This is a genomic window from Pseudomonas extremorientalis, from assembly GCF_001870465.1.
GTDB classification, from domain to species: Bacteria; Pseudomonadota; Gammaproteobacteria; order Pseudomonadales; family Pseudomonadaceae; genus Aquipseudomonas; species Aquipseudomonas extremorientalis.
Genome location: NZ_MDGK01000028.1, coordinates 49,652 through 65,839 on the forward strand (window position 1 = coordinate 49,652; position 16,188 = coordinate 65,839).

At 60.6% G+C, this 16,188-nt stretch carries 18 protein-coding genes; all 18 read right to left on the minus strand.

The genetic code is table 11. The features are described 5' to 3' along the window. Nucleotides 1–15 precede the first annotated feature (15 nt). Complete coding sequence (locus BFN10_RS11585; protein WP_071489814.1) at nucleotides 16–2,217, minus strand: chemotaxis protein CheA; 2,202 nt, start codon at nucleotides 2,215–2,217, stop codon at nucleotides 16–18. Between the two features lie 11 nt (nucleotides 2,218–2,228). Further along, nucleotides 2,229–3,017 carry a protein phosphatase CheZ gene (locus tag BFN10_RS11590; RefSeq protein WP_058427225.1) on the minus strand — a complete coding sequence of 263 codons (789 nt, stop codon included), beginning with the start codon at nucleotides 3,015–3,017 and terminating at the stop codon, nucleotides 2,229–2,231. 18 nt (nucleotides 3,018–3,035) lie between these two features. Beyond that, nucleotides 3,036–3,410 carry a chemotaxis response regulator CheY gene (locus BFN10_RS11595; protein ID WP_015885173.1) on the minus strand — a complete coding sequence of 125 codons (375 nt, stop codon included), beginning with the start codon at nucleotides 3,408–3,410 and terminating at the stop codon, nucleotides 3,036–3,038. Nucleotides 3,411–3,579: 169 nt separating this feature from the next. Next, entirely contained in the window at nucleotides 3,580–4,320 is a 741-nt protein-coding gene (fliA, locus tag BFN10_RS11600; RefSeq protein WP_016976604.1) for an RNA polymerase sigma factor FliA, read from the minus strand. Further along, the gene (gene fleN / locus BFN10_RS11605; RefSeq protein WP_003192912.1) at nucleotides 4,317–5,150 is read right to left on the minus strand and encodes a flagellar synthesis regulator FleN; all 834 of its coding nucleotides are present in this window, start codon (nucleotides 5,148–5,150) and stop codon (nucleotides 4,317–4,319) included. The genes fliA and fleN overlap by 4 nt, the downstream gene beginning before the upstream one ends. Before the next feature lie 106 nt (nucleotides 5,151–5,256). Continuing rightward, nucleotides 5,257–6,573, minus strand: coding sequence for a flagellar biosynthesis GTPase FlhF (gene flhF, locus BFN10_RS11610; RefSeq protein WP_071489815.1), 1,317 nt, complete (start codon nucleotides 6,571–6,573; stop codon nucleotides 5,257–5,259). 12 nt (nucleotides 6,574–6,585) lie between these two features. Beyond that, nucleotides 6,586–8,700: a flagellar biosynthesis protein FlhA gene (gene flhA, locus BFN10_RS11615; protein ID WP_219731804.1), complete on the minus strand. Its 2,115-nt coding sequence runs from the start codon at nucleotides 8,698–8,700 to the stop codon at nucleotides 6,586–6,588. 156 nt (nucleotides 8,701–8,856) lie between these two features. Then, on the minus strand, nucleotides 8,857–9,060 hold the full coding sequence (locus BFN10_RS11620; RefSeq protein WP_071489817.1) for a cold-shock protein: 204 nt from the start codon (nucleotides 9,058–9,060) through the stop codon (nucleotides 8,857–8,859). Nucleotides 9,061–9,078: 18 nt separating this feature from the next. Continuing rightward, nucleotides 9,079–9,297 (minus strand): cold-shock protein, encoded by a 219-nt coding sequence (locus tag BFN10_RS11625; protein ID WP_231999521.1) that lies wholly within the window; start codon nucleotides 9,295–9,297, stop codon nucleotides 9,079–9,081. A gap of 133 nt (nucleotides 9,298–9,430) precedes the next feature. After that, on the minus strand, nucleotides 9,431–10,567 hold the full coding sequence (flhB, locus tag BFN10_RS11630; protein WP_071489819.1) for a flagellar biosynthesis protein FlhB: 1,137 nt from the start codon (nucleotides 10,565–10,567) through the stop codon (nucleotides 9,431–9,433). Between the two features lie 3 nt (nucleotides 10,568–10,570). Beyond that, nucleotides 10,571–11,356, minus strand: a complete 786-nt coding sequence (fliR, locus tag BFN10_RS11635; protein ID WP_071489820.1) for a flagellar biosynthetic protein FliR — start codon at nucleotides 11,354–11,356, stop codon at nucleotides 10,571–10,573. Between the two features lie 4 nt (nucleotides 11,357–11,360). After that, nucleotides 11,361–11,630, minus strand: a complete 270-nt coding sequence (gene fliQ, locus BFN10_RS11640) for a flagellar biosynthesis protein FliQ (RefSeq protein WP_010208761.1) — start codon at nucleotides 11,628–11,630, stop codon at nucleotides 11,361–11,363. A gap of 4 nt (nucleotides 11,631–11,634) precedes the next feature. Then, the gene (gene fliP, locus BFN10_RS11645; protein WP_016976565.1) at nucleotides 11,635–12,378 is read right to left on the minus strand and encodes a flagellar type III secretion system pore protein FliP; all 744 of its coding nucleotides are present in this window, start codon (nucleotides 12,376–12,378) and stop codon (nucleotides 11,635–11,637) included. Then, entirely contained in the window at nucleotides 12,378–12,821 is a 444-nt protein-coding gene (gene fliO / locus BFN10_RS11650; protein ID WP_071489821.1) for a flagellar biosynthetic protein FliO, read from the minus strand. The genes fliP and fliO overlap by 1 nt, the downstream gene beginning before the upstream one ends. Nucleotide 12,822: 1 nt before the next feature. Next, nucleotides 12,823–13,290, minus strand: coding sequence for a flagellar motor switch protein FliN (fliN, locus tag BFN10_RS11655; protein WP_058427232.1), 468 nt, complete (start codon nucleotides 13,288–13,290; stop codon nucleotides 12,823–12,825). A gap of 42 nt (nucleotides 13,291–13,332) precedes the next feature. Then, entirely contained in the window at nucleotides 13,333–14,301 is a 969-nt protein-coding gene (fliM, locus tag BFN10_RS11660; protein WP_071489822.1) for a flagellar motor switch protein FliM, read from the minus strand. 9 nt (nucleotides 14,302–14,310) lie between these two features. After that, the gene (fliL, locus tag BFN10_RS11665) at nucleotides 14,311–14,811 is read right to left on the minus strand and encodes a flagellar basal body-associated protein FliL (RefSeq protein ID WP_071489823.1); all 501 of its coding nucleotides are present in this window, start codon (nucleotides 14,809–14,811) and stop codon (nucleotides 14,311–14,313) included. 160 nt (nucleotides 14,812–14,971) lie between these two features. Beyond that, nucleotides 14,972–16,107 (minus strand): IS3 family transposase gene (locus BFN10_RS11670; protein WP_428842196.1). Its coding sequence is split into 2 segments (ribosomal slippage): nucleotides 14,972–15,861 and nucleotides 15,861–16,107, totalling 1,137 coding nucleotides; the frame shifts between segments, so codons are not numbered across the junction. Between the last annotated feature and the right edge of the window lie 81 nt (nucleotides 16,108–16,188).

The window sequence follows — 16,188 nt, forward strand, 5'->3', positions numbered from 1 at the left end:
CCTGCCCCACCAGAATCAAATACGCCGAGCGGCGTAACGCTTGAGCATGCTCGGAACATCGAGAATCAGCGCGATCCGACCGTCACCGGTGATGGTCGCACCCGACATGCCCGGGGTTCCCTGCAGCATCTTGCCCAAAGGCTTGATGACCACTTCTTCCTGGCCAACCAGTTGGTCGACGACAAAGCCGATGCGCTGGGTGCCCACGGAGAGAATCACCACATGGCCTTCGCGCTGCTCTTCATGCTTGGCCGATGCCACCAGCCAGCGCTTGAGGTAGAACAGGGGCAATGCCTTGTCGCGCACGATCACCACTTCCTGGCCGTCCACCACGTTGGTGCGCGACAGGTCGAGGTGGAAGATTTCGTTGACGTTGACCAGCGGGAAGGCGAACGCCTGGTTGCCCAGCATCACCATCAGGGTCGGCATGATCGCCAGGGTCAACGGCACCTTGATGACGATCTTGGAGCCCTGGCCCTTGGTCGAGTAGATGTTGATCGAGCCGTTGAGCTGGCTGATCTTGGTCTTCACCACGTCCATGCCGACGCCACGGCCGGACACGTCGGAAATCTCGGTCTTGGTCGAGAAGCCCGGGGCGAAGATCAGGTTGTAGCACTCGGTGTCGGTCAGGCGGTCGGCGGCGTCCTTGTCCATCACGCCGCGCTTGACCGCGATGTTGCGCAATATGGTCGGGTCCATGCCTTTGCCGTCGTCAGTGATCGACAGCAGGATGTGGTCGCCCTCTTGCTCGGCGGCCAGGATCACCTTGCCGTTGCGCGACTTGCCCGAGGCTTCGCGCTCTTCCGGGGTTTCCACGCCGTGGTCCACGGCGTTGCGCACCAAGTGGACCAGCGGGTCGGCCAGGGCCTCGACCAGGTTCTTGTCGAGGTCGGTTTCTTCGCCCACCAGTTCCAGGTTGATTTCTTTCTTCAGCTGACGCGCGAGGTCGCGAACCAGGCGCGGGAAGCGCCCGAAGACTTTCTTGATCGGCTGCATCCGCGTTTTCATCACGGCGGTCTGCAGGTCGGCGGTCACCACGTCGAGGTTCGACACGGCCTTTTGCATGGCTTCATCGCCGCTGCTCAGGCCCAGGCGCACCAGGCGGTTACGCACCAGTACCAGTTCGCCGACCATGTTCATGATGTCGTCCAGGCGCGCGGTATCCACCCGCACGGTGGTCTCGGCTTCACTGGCAGGCTTCTCGGCTGCCGGTGCCGGGGCGGCGCGCGCCGGAGCAGGTGCGGCGGCCGGAGCCGGTGCTGGCTTGGCGGCTGGAGCAGGCGCAGCGGCCTTGGCGGCGGCCGGTGCAGCTGTCGCAACCGCAGCGGCCGGGGCCACTTCACTGAACTTGCCCTTGCCGTGCAATTCGTCCAGCAGGGATTCGAACTCGTGATCGGAGATCAGCCCATCGCCCGCAGGAGCGGCACTGGCAGCAGCCGGTGCCGCAGCCGTGGCGGCGACTTCCGGCAAGGCGTCGGCCGCGAAGGTGCCCTTGCCATGCAGTTGGTCGAGCAATGCCTCGAACTCATCGTCGGTAATATCGGTGCTGGCGCTGGCCGCCGGTGCATCCGCAGCCGCAGCGGCGGGTGCCACGGCGTCAGCCGCAAACTGGCCTTTGCCATGCAACTGGTCGAGCAGCGATTCGAACTCAGCGTCGGTGATGTCTTCGCTGGTCGGTGCGGCGACCGGCGCGGCCGGTGCTTGCGCCTCGGCCTTGACGGCACTGAGGGAGTTGAGCAGCTGCTCGAACTCGCTGTCGGTCACATCCGGTTCGGCCTCAACCACAGGCTCCGGCGCGGCTTCAACCACCGGTGCGGCCGACGTGTCGGCAGGCTCCGCATAGCGCGCCAGGGCGGCCAGCAGTTCCGGGGTCGCCGCCGTGATCGGGGCACGCTCACGCACCTCGCTGAACATGCCGTTGACCGCATCCAGTGCTTCGAGAATCACGTCCATCAACTCCGAATCAACGTGACGCTCACCCTTGCGCAGGATGTCGAACACGTTCTCGGCGATGTGGCAGCACTCCACCAGCTCATGGAGCTGGAGGAAGCCGGCGCCCCCTTTTACAGTGTGAAAACCGCGAAAAATTGCATTGAGCAGGTTCGCATCATCCGGTCGGCTTTCCAGCTCGACCAGTTGCTCGGACAACTGCTCTAAAATTTCGCCGGCCTCTACAAGGAAATCCTGAAGGATTTCTTCATCGGCGCCGAAGCTCATGTGGGTGCTCCTTAGAAGCCTAAACTGGATAACAGGTCATCGACATCATCTTGACCCGATACAACGTCTTCACGTTTATCGGCATGAATCTGCGGACCTTCACCCTTGGCGAGATGTTTTTGTGGATCTTTTTCCGAGAGGATCGCTTCGCGGTCATGTTCGATGCCGGCGAAACGGTCAACCTGGCCTGCCATAAGCACCAATTTGAGCAAGTTGCTTTCCACTTCGGTGACCAACTGGGTCACACGCTTGATCACCTGACCGGTGAGGTCCTGGTAATCCTGGGCCAGCAGAATGTCGTTGAGGTTGCTGGAAACCGTACGGTTTTCCTGCTCGCTGCGTGACAGGAAACCGTCGACCCGACGCGCCAACTCGCGAAACTCCTCGGCCCCCACTTCCCGGCGCATAAAGCGGCCCCAGTCGTGGCTCAGGGCCTGGGCTTCAGTGGCCATGCCGTTGACCAGGGGCGTGGCGTTTTCCACCAGGTCCATGGTGCGGTTGGCCGCCGCCTCAGTCAGCCTGACCACATAGGACAGGCGTTCGGTGGCATCGGTGATTTGCGAGATTTCTTCGGCCTGGGGCATGTGCGGGTCAATCTGGAAATTGACGATCGCACTGTGCAGCTCGCGTGTGAGCTTGCCCACTTCCTGGTACAGGCCGCGGTCACGGGTCTGGTTGAGCTCATGGATTAACTGCACCGCGTCGCCGAACTGGCCTCTTTCAAGGCTGTCGACCAACTGGTGAGCATGCTTTTTCAGGGTCGACTCGAAGTCTCCCTGTGACGTTTCTTTATGCTCCATAGCTCCCCCGCGATGGCATTAGCCGTGGATGCGTTCGAAGATTTTTTCGATCTTCTCTTTCAAGGCCAATGCCGTGAATGGCTTGACCACGTAACCGTTGACCCCGGCCTGGGCGGCTTCGATGATCTGCTCACGCTTGGCTTCGGCGGTGACCATCAGCACAGGCAGGCTGCGCAGCTTTTCGTCAGCGCGCACGTGGCGCAGCAAGTCGATACCGGTCATGCCCGGCATGTTCCAGTCCGTTACCAGAAAGTCGATGCTCCCGCTGTTGAGGATCGGAATGGCCGTAATGCCGTCATCCGCCTCGACCGTGTTTGTGAACCCAAGGTCACGCAACAGGTTTTTTATGATCCGCCGCATCGTTGAGAAGTCATCAACGATGAGGATTTTCATGTTCTTGTCCAATTCGACCTCCAAGCAGTCTTAAACGCGCCCAGCACCTGGACGCGCCATTTCAATCAACAGGCATTACACAAAAAGGACTGCCGGGGGCACCACGGGTCGAACCCGCGAAGGCCGGTTGCCCTCGCGGTATCGTCTGCAGTGTCCCCACACTGCCTGTTCAGCGCGCTCGCCACTCTCCCAAACGCCCCCGCAAGCGGGCTGCGCACTGGCTGTGCAACTGGCTGACCCGCGATTCGCTGACACCCAGGACCTCACCGATTTCCTTGAGGTTCAGCTCTTCGTCGTAGTACAGCGCCAACACCAGCCGCTCACGCTCCGGCAAATTGGCAATCGCGTCCGCCAACGCTCCCTGGAAACGCTCATCTTCCAGGTCACGCGATGGCTCCATATGAGCACTCGCGCCGTCCTCGTGCAGCCCTTCATGTTCGCCGTCCTGCAACAGGTCGTCGAAACTGAACAGGCGGCTGCCCAAGGTATCGTTCAAAATCCCGTAGTAATCGTCGAGACTCAATTGGAGTTCGGCCGCAACTTCGTGATCTTTAGCGTCGCGACCGGTTTTTGCTTCAATTGCGCGAATTGCGTCACTGACCATGCGTGTGTTGCGGTGTACCGAACGCGGCGCCCAGTCACCTTTGCGCACTTCATCGAGCATCGCGCCACGGATGCGGATGCCCGCATACGTCTCGAAACTCGCCCCCTTGCTCGCGTCGTATTTGGTCGACACTTCGAGCAGGCCGATCATACCCGCCTGGATCAGGTCTTCGACCTGCACGCTGGCGGGCAGGCGTGCCAGCAGGTGATAGGCAATGCGCTTGACCAGGGGCGCGTAGCGCTCGATCAACTCGCCCTGGCTGTCACGGGCAGACTTCTTGTAAGCGTTGTAGCCGGTCGCTGTCATAGCACGGGTCCTGCGCTCGTCTGATGCACCAATCGCTCGACGAAAAACTCCAGATGCCCCCGGGGGTTGGCGGGCAACGGCCAGGTATCGACCTTCTGGGCAATAGCCTTGAACGCCAATGCACACTTGGAACGAGGGAATGCTTCGTAGACTGCACGCTGCTTTTGCACAGCCTTGCGCACACACTCGTCGTAGGGAACTGCGCCGACGTATTGTAAGGCGACATCGAGGAAACGATCCGTGACCTTGGTCAACTTGGCGAACAGGTTGCGCCCTTCCTGCGGACTCTGGGCCATGTTGGCCAGGACGCGGAAGCGGTTCATGCCGTAATCACGGTTAAGCAGTTTGATCAGGGCGTAGGCGTCGGTGATCGAGGTGGGTTCATCGCAGACCACCAGCAACACTTCCTGCGCGGCGCGCACGAAGCTGACCACGGATTCGCCGATCCCGGCGGCGGTGTCGATCACCAGCACGTCGAGGTTGTCGCCGATGTCACTGAAGGCCTGGATCAGGCCGGCATGCTGCGCCGGGCTCAGGTGCACCATGCTCTGGGTGCCGGAGGCGGCCGGGACGATGCGGATGCCACCGGGCCCTTGCAGCAGCACATCGCGCAGCTCACAACGGCCCTCGATCACATCGGCAAGGGTGTGCTTGGGCGTCAGCCCCAGCAGAACGTCGACGTTCGCCAACCCCAGGTCAGCATCCAGCAGCATGACGCGACGGCCAAGCTCTGCCAGGGCCAGGGACAAATTCACTGACACGTTAGTTTTTCCGACGCCACCTTTGCCGCCGGTCACCGCGATCACCTGTACGGGATGCATGCTGCCCATTTTATTTCTTTACCTTGTCTTGCTTAGACGCAGGCTACATGGCTTGGCCGCGTGAATCGCTTGCAGACCATCGATGTAGATACTTTTCACGGTGTTCATACCGTCCTCAACCTACCCGCTTCGCCGGGTTGTGGTAGAGGTCGGCGAACATATCGGCCATCGCTTCCTCGCTAGGCTCGTCTTGCATTTGCACGCTGACTGCACGGCTGACCAACTGATGACGGCGCGGCAGATGCAGATCATCCGGAATCCGCGGCCCGTCGGTCAGGTAGGCGACCGGCAATTCATGACTGATGGCCAGGCTCAGCACCTCGCCCAGGCTCGCGGTTTCGTCGAGCTTGGTGAGGATGCAACCGGCCAGGCCGCAGCGCTTGTAACTATGATACGCAGCGGTAAGAACCTGTTTCTGGCTGGTGGTTGCAAGCACCAGGTAATTTTTCGACTTGATGCCACGCCCGGCCAGGCTTTCCAACTGCATGCGCAAGGCCGGGTCGCTGGCTTGCAGGCCGGCGGTATCAATCAGCACCACGCGCTTGCGCAGCAGCGGGTCGAGGGCGTTGGCCAGGGACTGGCCCGGGTCGACATGGGTCACCGGCACATTGAGAATGCGGCCCAGGGTCTTGAGCTGCTCCTGGGCACCAATACGGTAGCTGTCCATGCTCACCAGCGCGATATTCTGAGCGCCGTACTTGAGCACGTAACGGGCGGCCAGCTTGGCCAGGGTGGTGGTCTTGCCCATGCCGGCAGGGCCGACCATGGCGATCACACCGCCCTCTTCCAGAGGTTCGATTTCCGGGGTGGCAATCATCCGCGCCAGATGGGCCAGCAACATGCGCCAGGCCTGGCGAGGCTCTTCGATCTCGGTGGTCAGGGCCAGCAGGTCGCGGGACAATGGGCCGGACAGGCCGATGCGTTGCAGGCGGCGCCACAGGTTGGCCTGTTGCGGTTTGCTGCCTTGCAACTGGTTCCAGGCCAGCGAGCCCAACTGCACTTCGAGCAGTTCACGCAAACCGTTGAGTTCAAAGCGCATCGAATCGAACACGCGCTGGTCAACCGCCGCTGCCGGGGCTGGCGCAGCAGGACGCGGCGGCTCTTTGAAGGTCGGCTCAACCAATGGCTCGGCGGCGGTCAGCGGCAGGCCAGCGAACAACTGACGATTGGTGGTGGCATCGCTGTCGCCACGCATGCTCAGTTCAGCCTGGGCCGAGACGATGCGCGAAGCGGTCTTGCGCAGCTCGTCTTCGAGCTCCATGTTCGGCACGCGCGGCGCCAGGGCCGAAGGGGTGTAATCCAGGGCAGCCGTCAGCTCGACACCGCCGGCAATACGACGGTTGCCGATAATCGCGGCGTCGGCGCCCAGCTCATCACGAACCAGTTTCATGGCCTGACGCATATCGGCGGCGAAAAAACGCTTCACTTGCATAACCCACTACCCTCAGCCGTTGGGCCCTACTGTCGCGACGATAGTCACTTGCTTGTTGTCAGGAATTTCCTGATAAGCCAAAACGTGCAAATTCGGTACTGCCAGGCGCCCAAACCGCGACAACATCGCCCGGACCGGGCCTGCCACCAGCAGGATCACCGGTTGGCCTTGCATTTCCTGGCGTTGCGCGGCGTCGATCAACGAACGCTGCAGCTTCTCGGCCATGCTTGGCTCCAGCAGAACGCCCTCTTCCTGGCCTTGTCCTGCCTTCTGAATACTATTGAGCAATATTTGTTCCAACCTGGGTTCCAAGGTGATCACAGGCAGCTCGGAGTCAAGCCCTACAATGCTTTGCACGATTGCACGCGACAATCCGACGCGCACCGCAGCCACCAGCGCGGCAGTATCTTGACTCTTGGCGGCATTGTTGGCGATAGCCTCGGCAATGCTGCGAATGTCGCGCACCGGCACCTGTTCGGCCAGCAACGCCTGCAATACCTTGAGCAACTGGGACAGCGACAGAATGCCCGGCACCAGCTCTTCGGCGAGTTTTGGCGAGGCTTTGCCGAGCAAACCCATCAATTGCTGGACTTCTTCGTGGCCGATCAGCTCGTGGGAGTGCTTGTACAGGATCTGGTTGAGGTGGGTGGCGACCACGGTGCTGGCGTCCACCACGGTGTAACCCAGGGACTGCGCCTGGCTGCGCTGACTGATTTCGATCCATACCGCGTCCAGGCCAAAAGCCGGATCTTTGGCGGTAATGCCGTTGAGGCTGCCGAACACCTGCCCCGGGTTGATTGCCAGCTCGCGGTCCGGGTAGATCTCGGCTTCCGCCAGGATCACGCCCATCAGGGTCAGGCGGTAGGCGCTGGGCGCCAGGTCAAGGTTGTCGCGGATATGCACGGTGGGCATCAGGAAGCCCAGGTCCTGGGACAGCTTCTTGCGCACGCCCTTGATCCGCGCGAGCAATTGACCACCCTGGTTACGGTCCACCAGCGGAATGAGGCGGTAGCCGACTTCCAGGCCGATCATGTCGATCGGGGTCACGTCATCCCAGCCCAGCTCCTTGGTTTCCTGGGCGCGGGCCGGGGATGGCAGCAGTTCCTGCTGACGCGCAATCTCCTGCTGGGCCTGGACCTTGACCGCATTCTGCTTTTTCCAGAACAGGTAGGCCGCACCGCCGGCCAGGGCCGCCATGGTCAGGAACGATACGTGGGGCATGCCCGGCACGATGCCCATGATCGCCATGATGCCCGCCGCCACGGCCAGGGCCTTGGGCGAGGCGAACATCTGCCGGCTGATCTGCTTGCCCATGTCTTCGGAGCCCGAAGCACGGGTCACCATGATCGCCGCTGCTGTGGATAACAACAGTGATGGCAATTGCGCCACTAAACCGTCACCGATGGTCAGCAAGGCGTAGACCTTGCCCGCATCGCCGAAGGTCATGCCGTGTTGGAAGATACCGACGGCCATGCCGCCGATGAGGTTGATGAACAGAATCAGCAGGCCGGCGATGGCGTCACCGCGCACGAATTTGCTGGCACCGTCCATGGAGCCGTAGAACTCGGCTTCCTGTGCCACTTCCAGGCGGCGTGTCTTGGCCTGGTTCTGGTCGATCAGGCCGGCGTTGAGGTCGGCGTCGATCGCCATTTGTTTGCCGGGCATGGCGTCGAGGGTAAACCGCGCGCTCACCTCGGAAATCCGCCCGGCGCCCTTGGTCACCACCACGAAGTTGATGATCATCAGGATCGCGAACACCACGATACCCACCACATAGTTACCGCCGATCACCACCTCGCCGAAGGCCTGGATCACCTTGCCGGCGGCGGCATGGCCGTCCTGGCCGTGGAGCATCACCACGCGGGTGGACGCCACGTTGAGCGCCAGGCGCAGCAAGGTCGCCACCAGCAGGATGGTCGGGAACACCGCGAAATCCAGCGGCCGCAAGGCATACACGCAGACCAGCAGCACCACGACGGACAGGGCAATGTTGAAGGTAAAGAACACGTCGAGCAGGAACGGCGGCATCGGCAACATCATCATTGCCAGCATCACCAGCAACAACAACGGCACACCCAGATTACCCCGCGAGAGGTCAGTCAGGGTGCTGCGCGCCGTGCCGAGCATTTGAGAGCGATCCACCAGTATTCCTCGTGTCCTTTGAAGCAAAGTTTTGACGCGGCTGGGCGTCCTGGAGGCGGTATTGCAAGAAGCCTTCCAACTTTTGCTTTAGAGGGCAGATCGCTCTCGGGCAACTCCTTGAAACGATCAGTGAGGACGAAACTACAAGGGCTTGACGTTATCGGCCTGCGGACCTTTTGGACCTTGAGTGATGCCGTATTCGACTTTTTGATTCTCTGTCAGGCTTTTGAAACCCTCTGTCTGGATAGCCGAAAAATGGACAAAAACATCCGAGCTATTGTCGTCCGGCTTGATAAACCCAAACCCCTTCTCCGCGTTAAACCACTTCACCGTACCTGTTGCCATTGCCGTTCTCCTGACATCTCACTCAAGGACTTGCTGGATGACCCTGACATCGGACGCAAAAACGCCGTCAGGTCGATGGATCTTCTGAAAGACCACCTGCACCCCCACCGCAAGCCGGACGTCCCGCGAACCAATGAGATCCACCGGAACGGCCTCGCCATCCACGACAATCAAACCCTTTCCAGTTTTCCGGTTATAGGATTTGACGATGCCTCTGATAACCCGATTCAAAACCACTCTCCCTGCATCTCGTTTACAGCCTGCGCGCAGTGCATAGGGCAATAGAACCGCGAGCAGCGCGCTTTGGCTACTGTGAAGTCTGACAGGTAGACGACAGTTATCGATGAGTGGTAGGCAGAGCGGGAGTACGTCAGGAATCGCGGCGCAAATCCGGCGGAATCGGCAAATCCTTGAGCGGATCCGGGCGCTTGCCTTTGCCGGCGCGGTATTGGCGAATCTGATAGACATACGCCAGCACCTGAGCCACCGCCAGGTACAACCCGGCGGGAATCTCCTGGTCGAGGTCGGTGGAGTAGAAAATCGACCGCGCCAGCTCCGGCGACTCCAGCAACAGGATGTCGTTGGCCACCGCAATCTCGCGGATCTTCAAGGCGGTAAAGTCGCTGCCCTTGGCCAGCAGCATCGGCGCGCCGCCCTTCTCCGGGTCGTATTTGAGGGCGACGGCATAGTGGGTCGGGTTGGTGATGACCACATCGGCGTCGGGCACCGAGGCCATCATCTTGCGCTGGGACATCTCGCGCTGCAGTTGGCGGATGCGTTGCTTGACCTCGGGGCGCCCTTCCTGGTCCTTGTGCTCGTCGCGCACTTCCTGTTTGGTCATCAACAGTTTCTTGTGGCTTTCCCACAACTGGATCGGCGCATCCACCGCCGCGATGATGATCAGCCCGGCCGCCATCCACAGCGCACTCCAGCCCACCACCTGCACGCTGTGGATGATCGCCGATTCCAGCGGTTCATGGGCAATGAGCAGCAGGTCATCAATGTCGGACGACAGCACCATCAGCGCCACGAACAGGATCAGGATGAACTTGGCCAGTGCCTTGAGTAGCTCCACCAGGGCCTTGGTGGAGAACATGCGCTTGAGCCCGGCGCCAGGGTTCATGCGGCTGAACTTGGGCGCCATGCTGCCGGCAGCGAACAGCCAGCCGCCCAAGGCGACCGGGCCGATCAGTGCGGCGAGCAGCAAGGTGATCAGAATCGGCTGCACCGCCAGGATCGCGATCTTGCCCGAATGCAACAGGTACCGGCCCATGGCGTCGGGGTTGAGCAGCACCTCGCGAGGCAAGGCGAAGTTGTGTTTCATCAACTCCATCAAGTCCAGCGCCAGGCCGCCGCCGTAGATGAGCAACGCGCCGGCACCGGCCATCATGGTGGCGACGGTATTGAGCTCTTTTGAGCGGGCAATCTCACCCTTTTCCCGGGAGTCCTTTTTACGTTTCTCCGTGGGGTCTTCTGTTTTGTCCTGACCACTCTCGCTCTCAGCCATGGCTCAGCGCGCCCGTGCCAGATCACGTAAGAACTGCAAGGCGTCGGTCGCCAGCGGTTGATACTGATTGAGAATGTCGGCCAGGCCGATCCAGAAAATCCCCATGCCCAATACCAGGGTCAACGGGAAACCAATCGAGAAGATGTTCAATTGCGGCGCCGCACGGGTCATCACCCCAAAGGCGATGTTGACCACCAGCAACGCGGTGATTGCCGGCAACACCAGCAACAGCGAAGCCCCCAATACCCAGCCGAGCCGCCCGACCACCTCCCAGAAGTGATTGACCACCAGCCCAGACCCCACCGGCAAGGTGATAAAGCTTTCGGTCATCACCTCAAAGGCCACCAGGTGGCCGTTCATGGCCAGGAACAGCAAGGTCACCAGCATGGTCAGGAATTGCCCGATCACCGCCGCCGACACACCGTTGGTAGGGTCGACCATAGAGGCGAAGCCCATGCCCATCTGGATCGAGATGATTTGCCCGGCGATCACAAAGGCCTGGAAGAACAGCGTCAGGGAAAAGCCCATCAGCGCGCCGATCAGGATCTGCTCGGCAATCAGCAGCAACGCACTGAGGTCGATGGCATTGACCGGCGGCATCGGCGGCAGCCCGGGCACGATCACCACGGTAATCGCCACCGCAAAGTACAGGCGCACGCGCCGTGGGACCAGTGTGGTGCCGAACACCGGCATGGCCATGAGCATGGCCGTGACCCGGAACAGCGGCAGGATGAAAGACGCCACCCAGGTGCTGATCTGGGTGTCGGTCAACGCCAGCAAGGACTGCATCGGGTCAGCCGATCAACTGCGGAATACTGCCGTACAACTGCAGGATATATTCCATGAAGGTCTGCACCAGCCACGGGCCGGCCACGATCAGGGTGACCAGCATCACCAGCAGGCGCGGCAGGAAGCTCAAGGTCTGTTCGTTGATCTGGGTCGCCGCCTGGAACATCGCCACCAGCAGGCCGACCAACAGGCTCGGCACCACCAGCACGGCGACCATCACGGTGGTCAGCCACAATGCTTCACGGAACAGGTCGACGGCGACTTCTGGCGTCATTGCGCTATACCCCGCCGAAACTGCCGGCCAGGGTGCCGATAATCAGCGCCCAGCCGTCCACCAGCACAAACAGCATGATCTTGAACGGCAGCGAGATGATCAGTGGGGACAGCATCATCATACCCATGGCCATCAGTACGCTCGCCACCACCAGGTCGATGATCAGGAACGGGATAAAGATCATGAAGCCGATCTGGAACGCGGTCTTCAACTCCGACGTGACGAACGCCGGCACCAGGATGGTCAGCGGCGCCTGGTCCGGGGTGGCGATGTCGGTGCGCTTGGACAGGCGCATGAACAACTCAAGGTCGCTGGAGCGGGTCTGCGACAGCATGAAATCCTTGATCGGACCCTGGGCCTTGTCGATCGCATCCTGGGCGGTCATTTTCTCCGCCAGGTAGGGTTGCAAGGCTTGCTGGTTTACCTTGTCGAACACCGGCGCCATGATGAACAGCGTCAGGAACAGGGCCATGCCGGTGAGGATCTGGTTCGACGGCGTCTGCTGCAGGCCCAGTGCCTGGCGCAGGATCGAGAACACGATGATGATCCGCGTGAAGCTGGTCATCAGCATGACAAACGCCGGGATAAAGCTCAGCGCGGTCATGATCAGCAGGATCTGCAGGCTGACCGAATACTCCTGCGCGCCCGCCGCGTTGGTCCCCAGCGTAATGGCCGGGATCGACAACGGATCGGCGCCGAACGCCAATGGCGCGGCCAGCAACAGCATGAGCGTCAATAAAACGCGCATTACTTCTTATCCTTCTGATCCTTGCCCAGCAACTCCATCAGGCGCTGGGCGAATTCTGGCGTGGCGGACTGGCCCTGATCCACGCTCACCGGGGTCTTGAGCACGTGCAACGGGGTGATGCGGCCGGGGGTGATACCCAGCAGGATCTGTTCCTCGCCCACCTGCACCAGCACCAGCCGATCACGCGGGCCGAGGGCGCGCGAACCGATCATCTCGATCACCTGGCCGTTGCCCGGCCCTACGCGCTGCACGCGGCGCATCAGCCAGGCCAGCACGAAAATCAGCCCGACCACCAGCAACAGGCCCAGCACCAGCTGGGTCAATTGTCCGCCGATACCGCTGCTCACCACCGGTGCGGCCGCCGCCGTCGCTTGCGCGGCCGGCTCAGCCGCGAGGGCGCTCAATGGCAGCGCCAGAAACAGTCCCGCCATCGAATACTTCATATCAGCGCAACTTCTTGATGCGTTCGCTCGGGCTGATCACGTCGGTCAGGCGGATGCCGAACTTTTCGTTGACCACCACCACTTCGCCGTGGGCGATCAGGGTGCCGTTAACCAGCACGTCCAGCGGCTCGCCGGCCAGGCGGTCAAGCTCGATCACCGAACCCTGGTTGAGTTGCAGCAAGTTGCGGATGTTGATTTCGGTGCTGCCGACTTCCATGGAAATCGACACCGGAATGTCGAGGATCACATCCAGGTTCGGGCCATCGAGGGACACCGGCTCGTTGTTTTTCGGCACGCTGCCGAATTCTTCCATGGGCAGGCGGTTGCCGGCCGGAGCGGTGGCGGCGTCAGCGGCCAGCAGCGCGTCGATATCGTCCTGGCCAACATCGCCGGTTTCTTCCAGGGCAGCCGCCCATTCGTCAGCCAGGGCCTGGTCTTCGGCGGAAGTGTTTTCGTGTTCGGTAGCCATTACATGTCCTCGGCGGAGCAAACATTCATAAATAGGGGTGCATCAACGACGGGTGATCGGCTCGACCACCTGCAGCGCCAGGTTGCCCTTGTGGGAACCGAGCTTGACCTTGAATGACGGCACGCCGTTGGCGCGCATGATCATTTCTTCCGGCAGTTCGACGGGGATGATATCCCCCGGCTGCATGTGCAAAATATCGCGCAGGCGCAGTTGCCGACGGGCCACGGTGGCGCTCAACGGTACGTCGACGTCCAGCAGGTCCTCGCGCAAGGCCTTGACCCAACGTTCGTCCTGGTCGTCCAGGTCGGACTGGAAACCGGCGTCGAGCATTTCGCGCACCGGTTCGATCATCGAGTACGGCATGGTCACGTGCAGGTCGCCGCCACCACCATCGAGTTCGATGTGGAAGGTCGACACCACAATGGCTTCGCTGGGGCCGACGATGTTGGCCATGGCCGGGTTCACTTCGGAGTTGATGTACTCGAAGTTGACTTCCATGATCGCCTGCCAGGCTTCCTTCAAATCGATGAAGGCCTGCTCCAGCACCATGCGCACCACCCGCAACTCGGTGGGGGTGAACTCACGGCCTTCGATCTTGGCATGGCGGCCGTCGCCGCCGAAGAAGTTGTCCACCAGCTTGAACACCAGCTTGGCGTCGAGGATGAACAGCGCGGTGCCGCGCAGTGGCTTGATCTTGACCAGGTTGAGGCTGGTGGGCACGTACAGCGAGTGCACGTACTCGCCGAACTTCATCACCTGCACGCCGCCCACCGCCACGTCCGCCGAACGACGCAGCATGTTGAACATGCTGATGCGGGTATAGCGGGCAAAACGTTCGTTGATCATCTCCAGGGTCGGCATGCGTCCACGGACGATGCGATCCTGGCTGGTGAGGTCATAACTTTTGACGCTGCCGGGCTCGGCAGCCATTTCGGTCTGTACCAGACCATCGTCGACGCCATGCAGCAGCGCGTCGATTTCATCCTGGGACAGCAGGTCTTGCACGGCCATGTCGTGATCCTACTGCAATACGAAGTTAGTGAAGAGCGCCTGCTCGACCACGACTTTGCCGAGCTCCTTCTGGGCCACTTCCTGCACGCTGGCCGTGACTTTCTGGCGCAGCATTTCCTGGCCCACCGGGGTGGCGAGTGTGTCGAAGCTCTGGCTGGAGAACAGCATGACGAGGTTGTTGCGGATCACGGGCATGTGCACCTTGAGGGCGTCCAGGTCCGAAGCGTTACGCGCCAGCAAGGTGATGCTCACCTGCAGGTAGCGTTGACGACCGTTCTGATTGAAGTTGGCGACAAAGGCCGGAAGCATCGGTTCGAAGATTGCCGGTTGCTTGACGTTAGTGGCGGTTTCGGCGGCGGGTGCCGGCTTGCTGGCACTGCTGTGCATGATGTACCAGGTGCCACCCACCGAGGCGCCGATAGCCAGGAGCAGGCCCAGGACTATCAACAGGATAAGCTTGAGCTTGCCTTTGCCTGCGGGTGCTTTTGCTGCGTCGTCGCTCTTCGCCATGCCAATAATCCGTCACTATTCGGGGATTCATAGATCTACGGAGAGGCAAGAGCAAGTGTTATGCCAGAGTTGTCTGGAAGTCGAGGAGGTACGGGCGCAGCAAATCAAATTGTGGGAGGGGGCTTGAACTGGTCAAGTAATCTTGGACACCGATTAAGGTTCATGCCGCCAACCTTTCCTTCGCGACCGGCGACCGGTAGTCGTTGTAGCTGTGAGGCCTGCTGATGTTGTAGCGCGAGACATAGCGCTGCACATCTGCCCGGGCCTCATGCTCCAGTTTGTAGCCCGTTTCAGGAACCCACTCGGATTTCAAACTACCAAAGAAACGCTCCATCGGGGCGTTGTCCCAGCACTCGCCTTTACGGCTCATACTTTGCCTAAACCCATGCTTCACAAGCGCGTTTCGGAATTTATGGCTGGTGTACTGGCAACCTTGGTCAGAGTGAAACAACACATCCTCGGGATGGCCGCGTAGCTCAACTGCCATGCGTAGTGCCTCGCAGGTCAGGTTGGCATCCGAAATCATCGAGAACGACCAGCCTACGATCCTGCGAGCGTACAGATCCAGAACGGCGGCGAAGTACATCCAACGCTTGCCGACCTTGATGTACGTTACGTCGCCACACCACACCTGATTAACCGCCGTCACATCAAATTTCCGCTTGAGCACATGCGGCGCCACCAAGGCCTCCACGCCCGGCGACTTGTACTTATGGCGCCTGCGCTGACGACTAGCGATGCCAGCCTCGCGCATCAAATTGCGAGCCATGTAACGTCCGACACGATGTCCTTTGGCTTGCAGCTCCTTGGACAAGGTACGTGCGCCCGCCGACTCTCTCGACGCCTTGTGGTGCCTGACCAGCGCGGCTTTGAGCTTTTCCCGCTCAGGATTTGCTCTGCCCTGGCGCTGGCGCCAGGCATAGAAGCTGCTGCGGTTAACCCCGAACGCCCGGCAACACCTTTTAACGCCGTACTGCTCGTCCAGCTCATCGATCAGCGTGAATGATCTTTGGCGTCCAAAAGCAGGAGAGCACTGGCCTTTTTTAAGATTTCAATGTCCAGGTCTTTCTCCCTGAGCAGGGCTTTGAGTCTCTGGATCTCTCGTTGATCAGCGGTAATTGCCTTGGCTCCCACCGGAGTCGAGCCCAAGCGTTCTTTTTGCACTTGATCGACCCAACGGCGCAGAGCAGTAGGACCAATATCCAGGCTGGCACAGACCTCGGTAACCGGCTGACCTTCATCCAGCACCATGCTGGCAGCCTTGAGCTTGAACTCACTCGAATAAGATTTACGCATATCCAAACACCTCAGATTTGGGCGCTATCATAGCGCCCGATTGAAGTGTCCAAAATCATTAGGCCAGTTCAGCTTGCCCCC

Excerpts from the sequence above, each read along its gene's own strand:
- BFN10_RS11595 (WP_015885173.1), bottom strand. The coding sequence starts at position 3,410 with ATGAAAATCCTCATCGTTGATGACTTCTCAACGATGCGGCGGATCATA.
- BFN10_RS11620 (WP_071489817.1), bottom strand. The coding sequence starts at position 9,060 with ATGGCAACAGGTACGGTGAAGTGGTTTAACGCGGAGAAGGGGTTTGGG.
- flhF (WP_071489815.1), bottom strand. The coding sequence starts at position 6,573 with ATGCAAGTGAAGCGTTTTTTCGCCGCCGATATGCGTCAGGCCATGAAA.
- fliA (WP_016976604.1), bottom strand. The coding sequence starts at position 4,320 with ATGACAGCGACCGGCTACAACGCTTACAAGAAGTCTGCCCGTGACAGC.
- flhB (WP_071489819.1), bottom strand. The coding sequence starts at position 10,567 with ATGGCTGAGAGCGAGAGTGGTCAGGACAAAACAGAAGACCCCACGGAG.
- fliO (WP_071489821.1), bottom strand. The coding sequence starts at position 12,821 with ATGAAGTATTCGATGGCGGGACTGTTTCTGGCGCTGCCATTGAGCGCC.
- BFN10_RS11585 (WP_071489814.1), bottom strand. The coding sequence starts at position 2,217 with ATGAGCTTCGGCGCCGATGAAGAAATCCTTCAGGATTTCCTTGTAGAG.
- fliR (WP_071489820.1), bottom strand. The coding sequence starts at position 11,356 with ATGCAGTCCTTGCTGGCGTTGACCGACACCCAGATCAGCACCTGGGTG.
- fleN (WP_003192912.1), bottom strand. The coding sequence starts at position 5,150 with ATGGGCAGCATGCATCCCGTACAGGTGATCGCGGTGACCGGCGGCAAA.
- fliN (WP_058427232.1), bottom strand. The coding sequence starts at position 13,290 with ATGGCTACCGAACACGAAAACACTTCCGCCGAAGACCAGGCCCTGGCT.
- fliP (WP_016976565.1), bottom strand. The coding sequence starts at position 12,378 with ATGCGCGTTTTATTGACGCTCATGCTGTTGCTGGCCGCGCCATTGGCG.
- flhA (WP_219731804.1), bottom strand. The coding sequence starts at position 8,700 with ATGCTCGGCACGGCGCGCAGCACCCTGACTGACCTCTCGCGGGGTAAT.
- fliQ (WP_010208761.1), bottom strand. The coding sequence starts at position 11,630 with ATGACGCCAGAAGTCGCCGTCGACCTGTTCCGTGAAGCATTGTGGCTG.
- BFN10_RS11590 (WP_058427225.1), bottom strand. The coding sequence starts at position 3,017 with ATGGAGCATAAAGAAACGTCACAGGGAGACTTCGAGTCGACCCTGAAA.
- fliL (WP_071489823.1), bottom strand. The coding sequence starts at position 14,811 with ATGGCGAAGAGCGACGACGCAGCAAAAGCACCCGCAGGCAAAGGCAAG.
- fliM (WP_071489822.1), bottom strand. The coding sequence starts at position 14,301 with ATGGCCGTGCAAGACCTGCTGTCCCAGGATGAAATCGACGCGCTGCTG.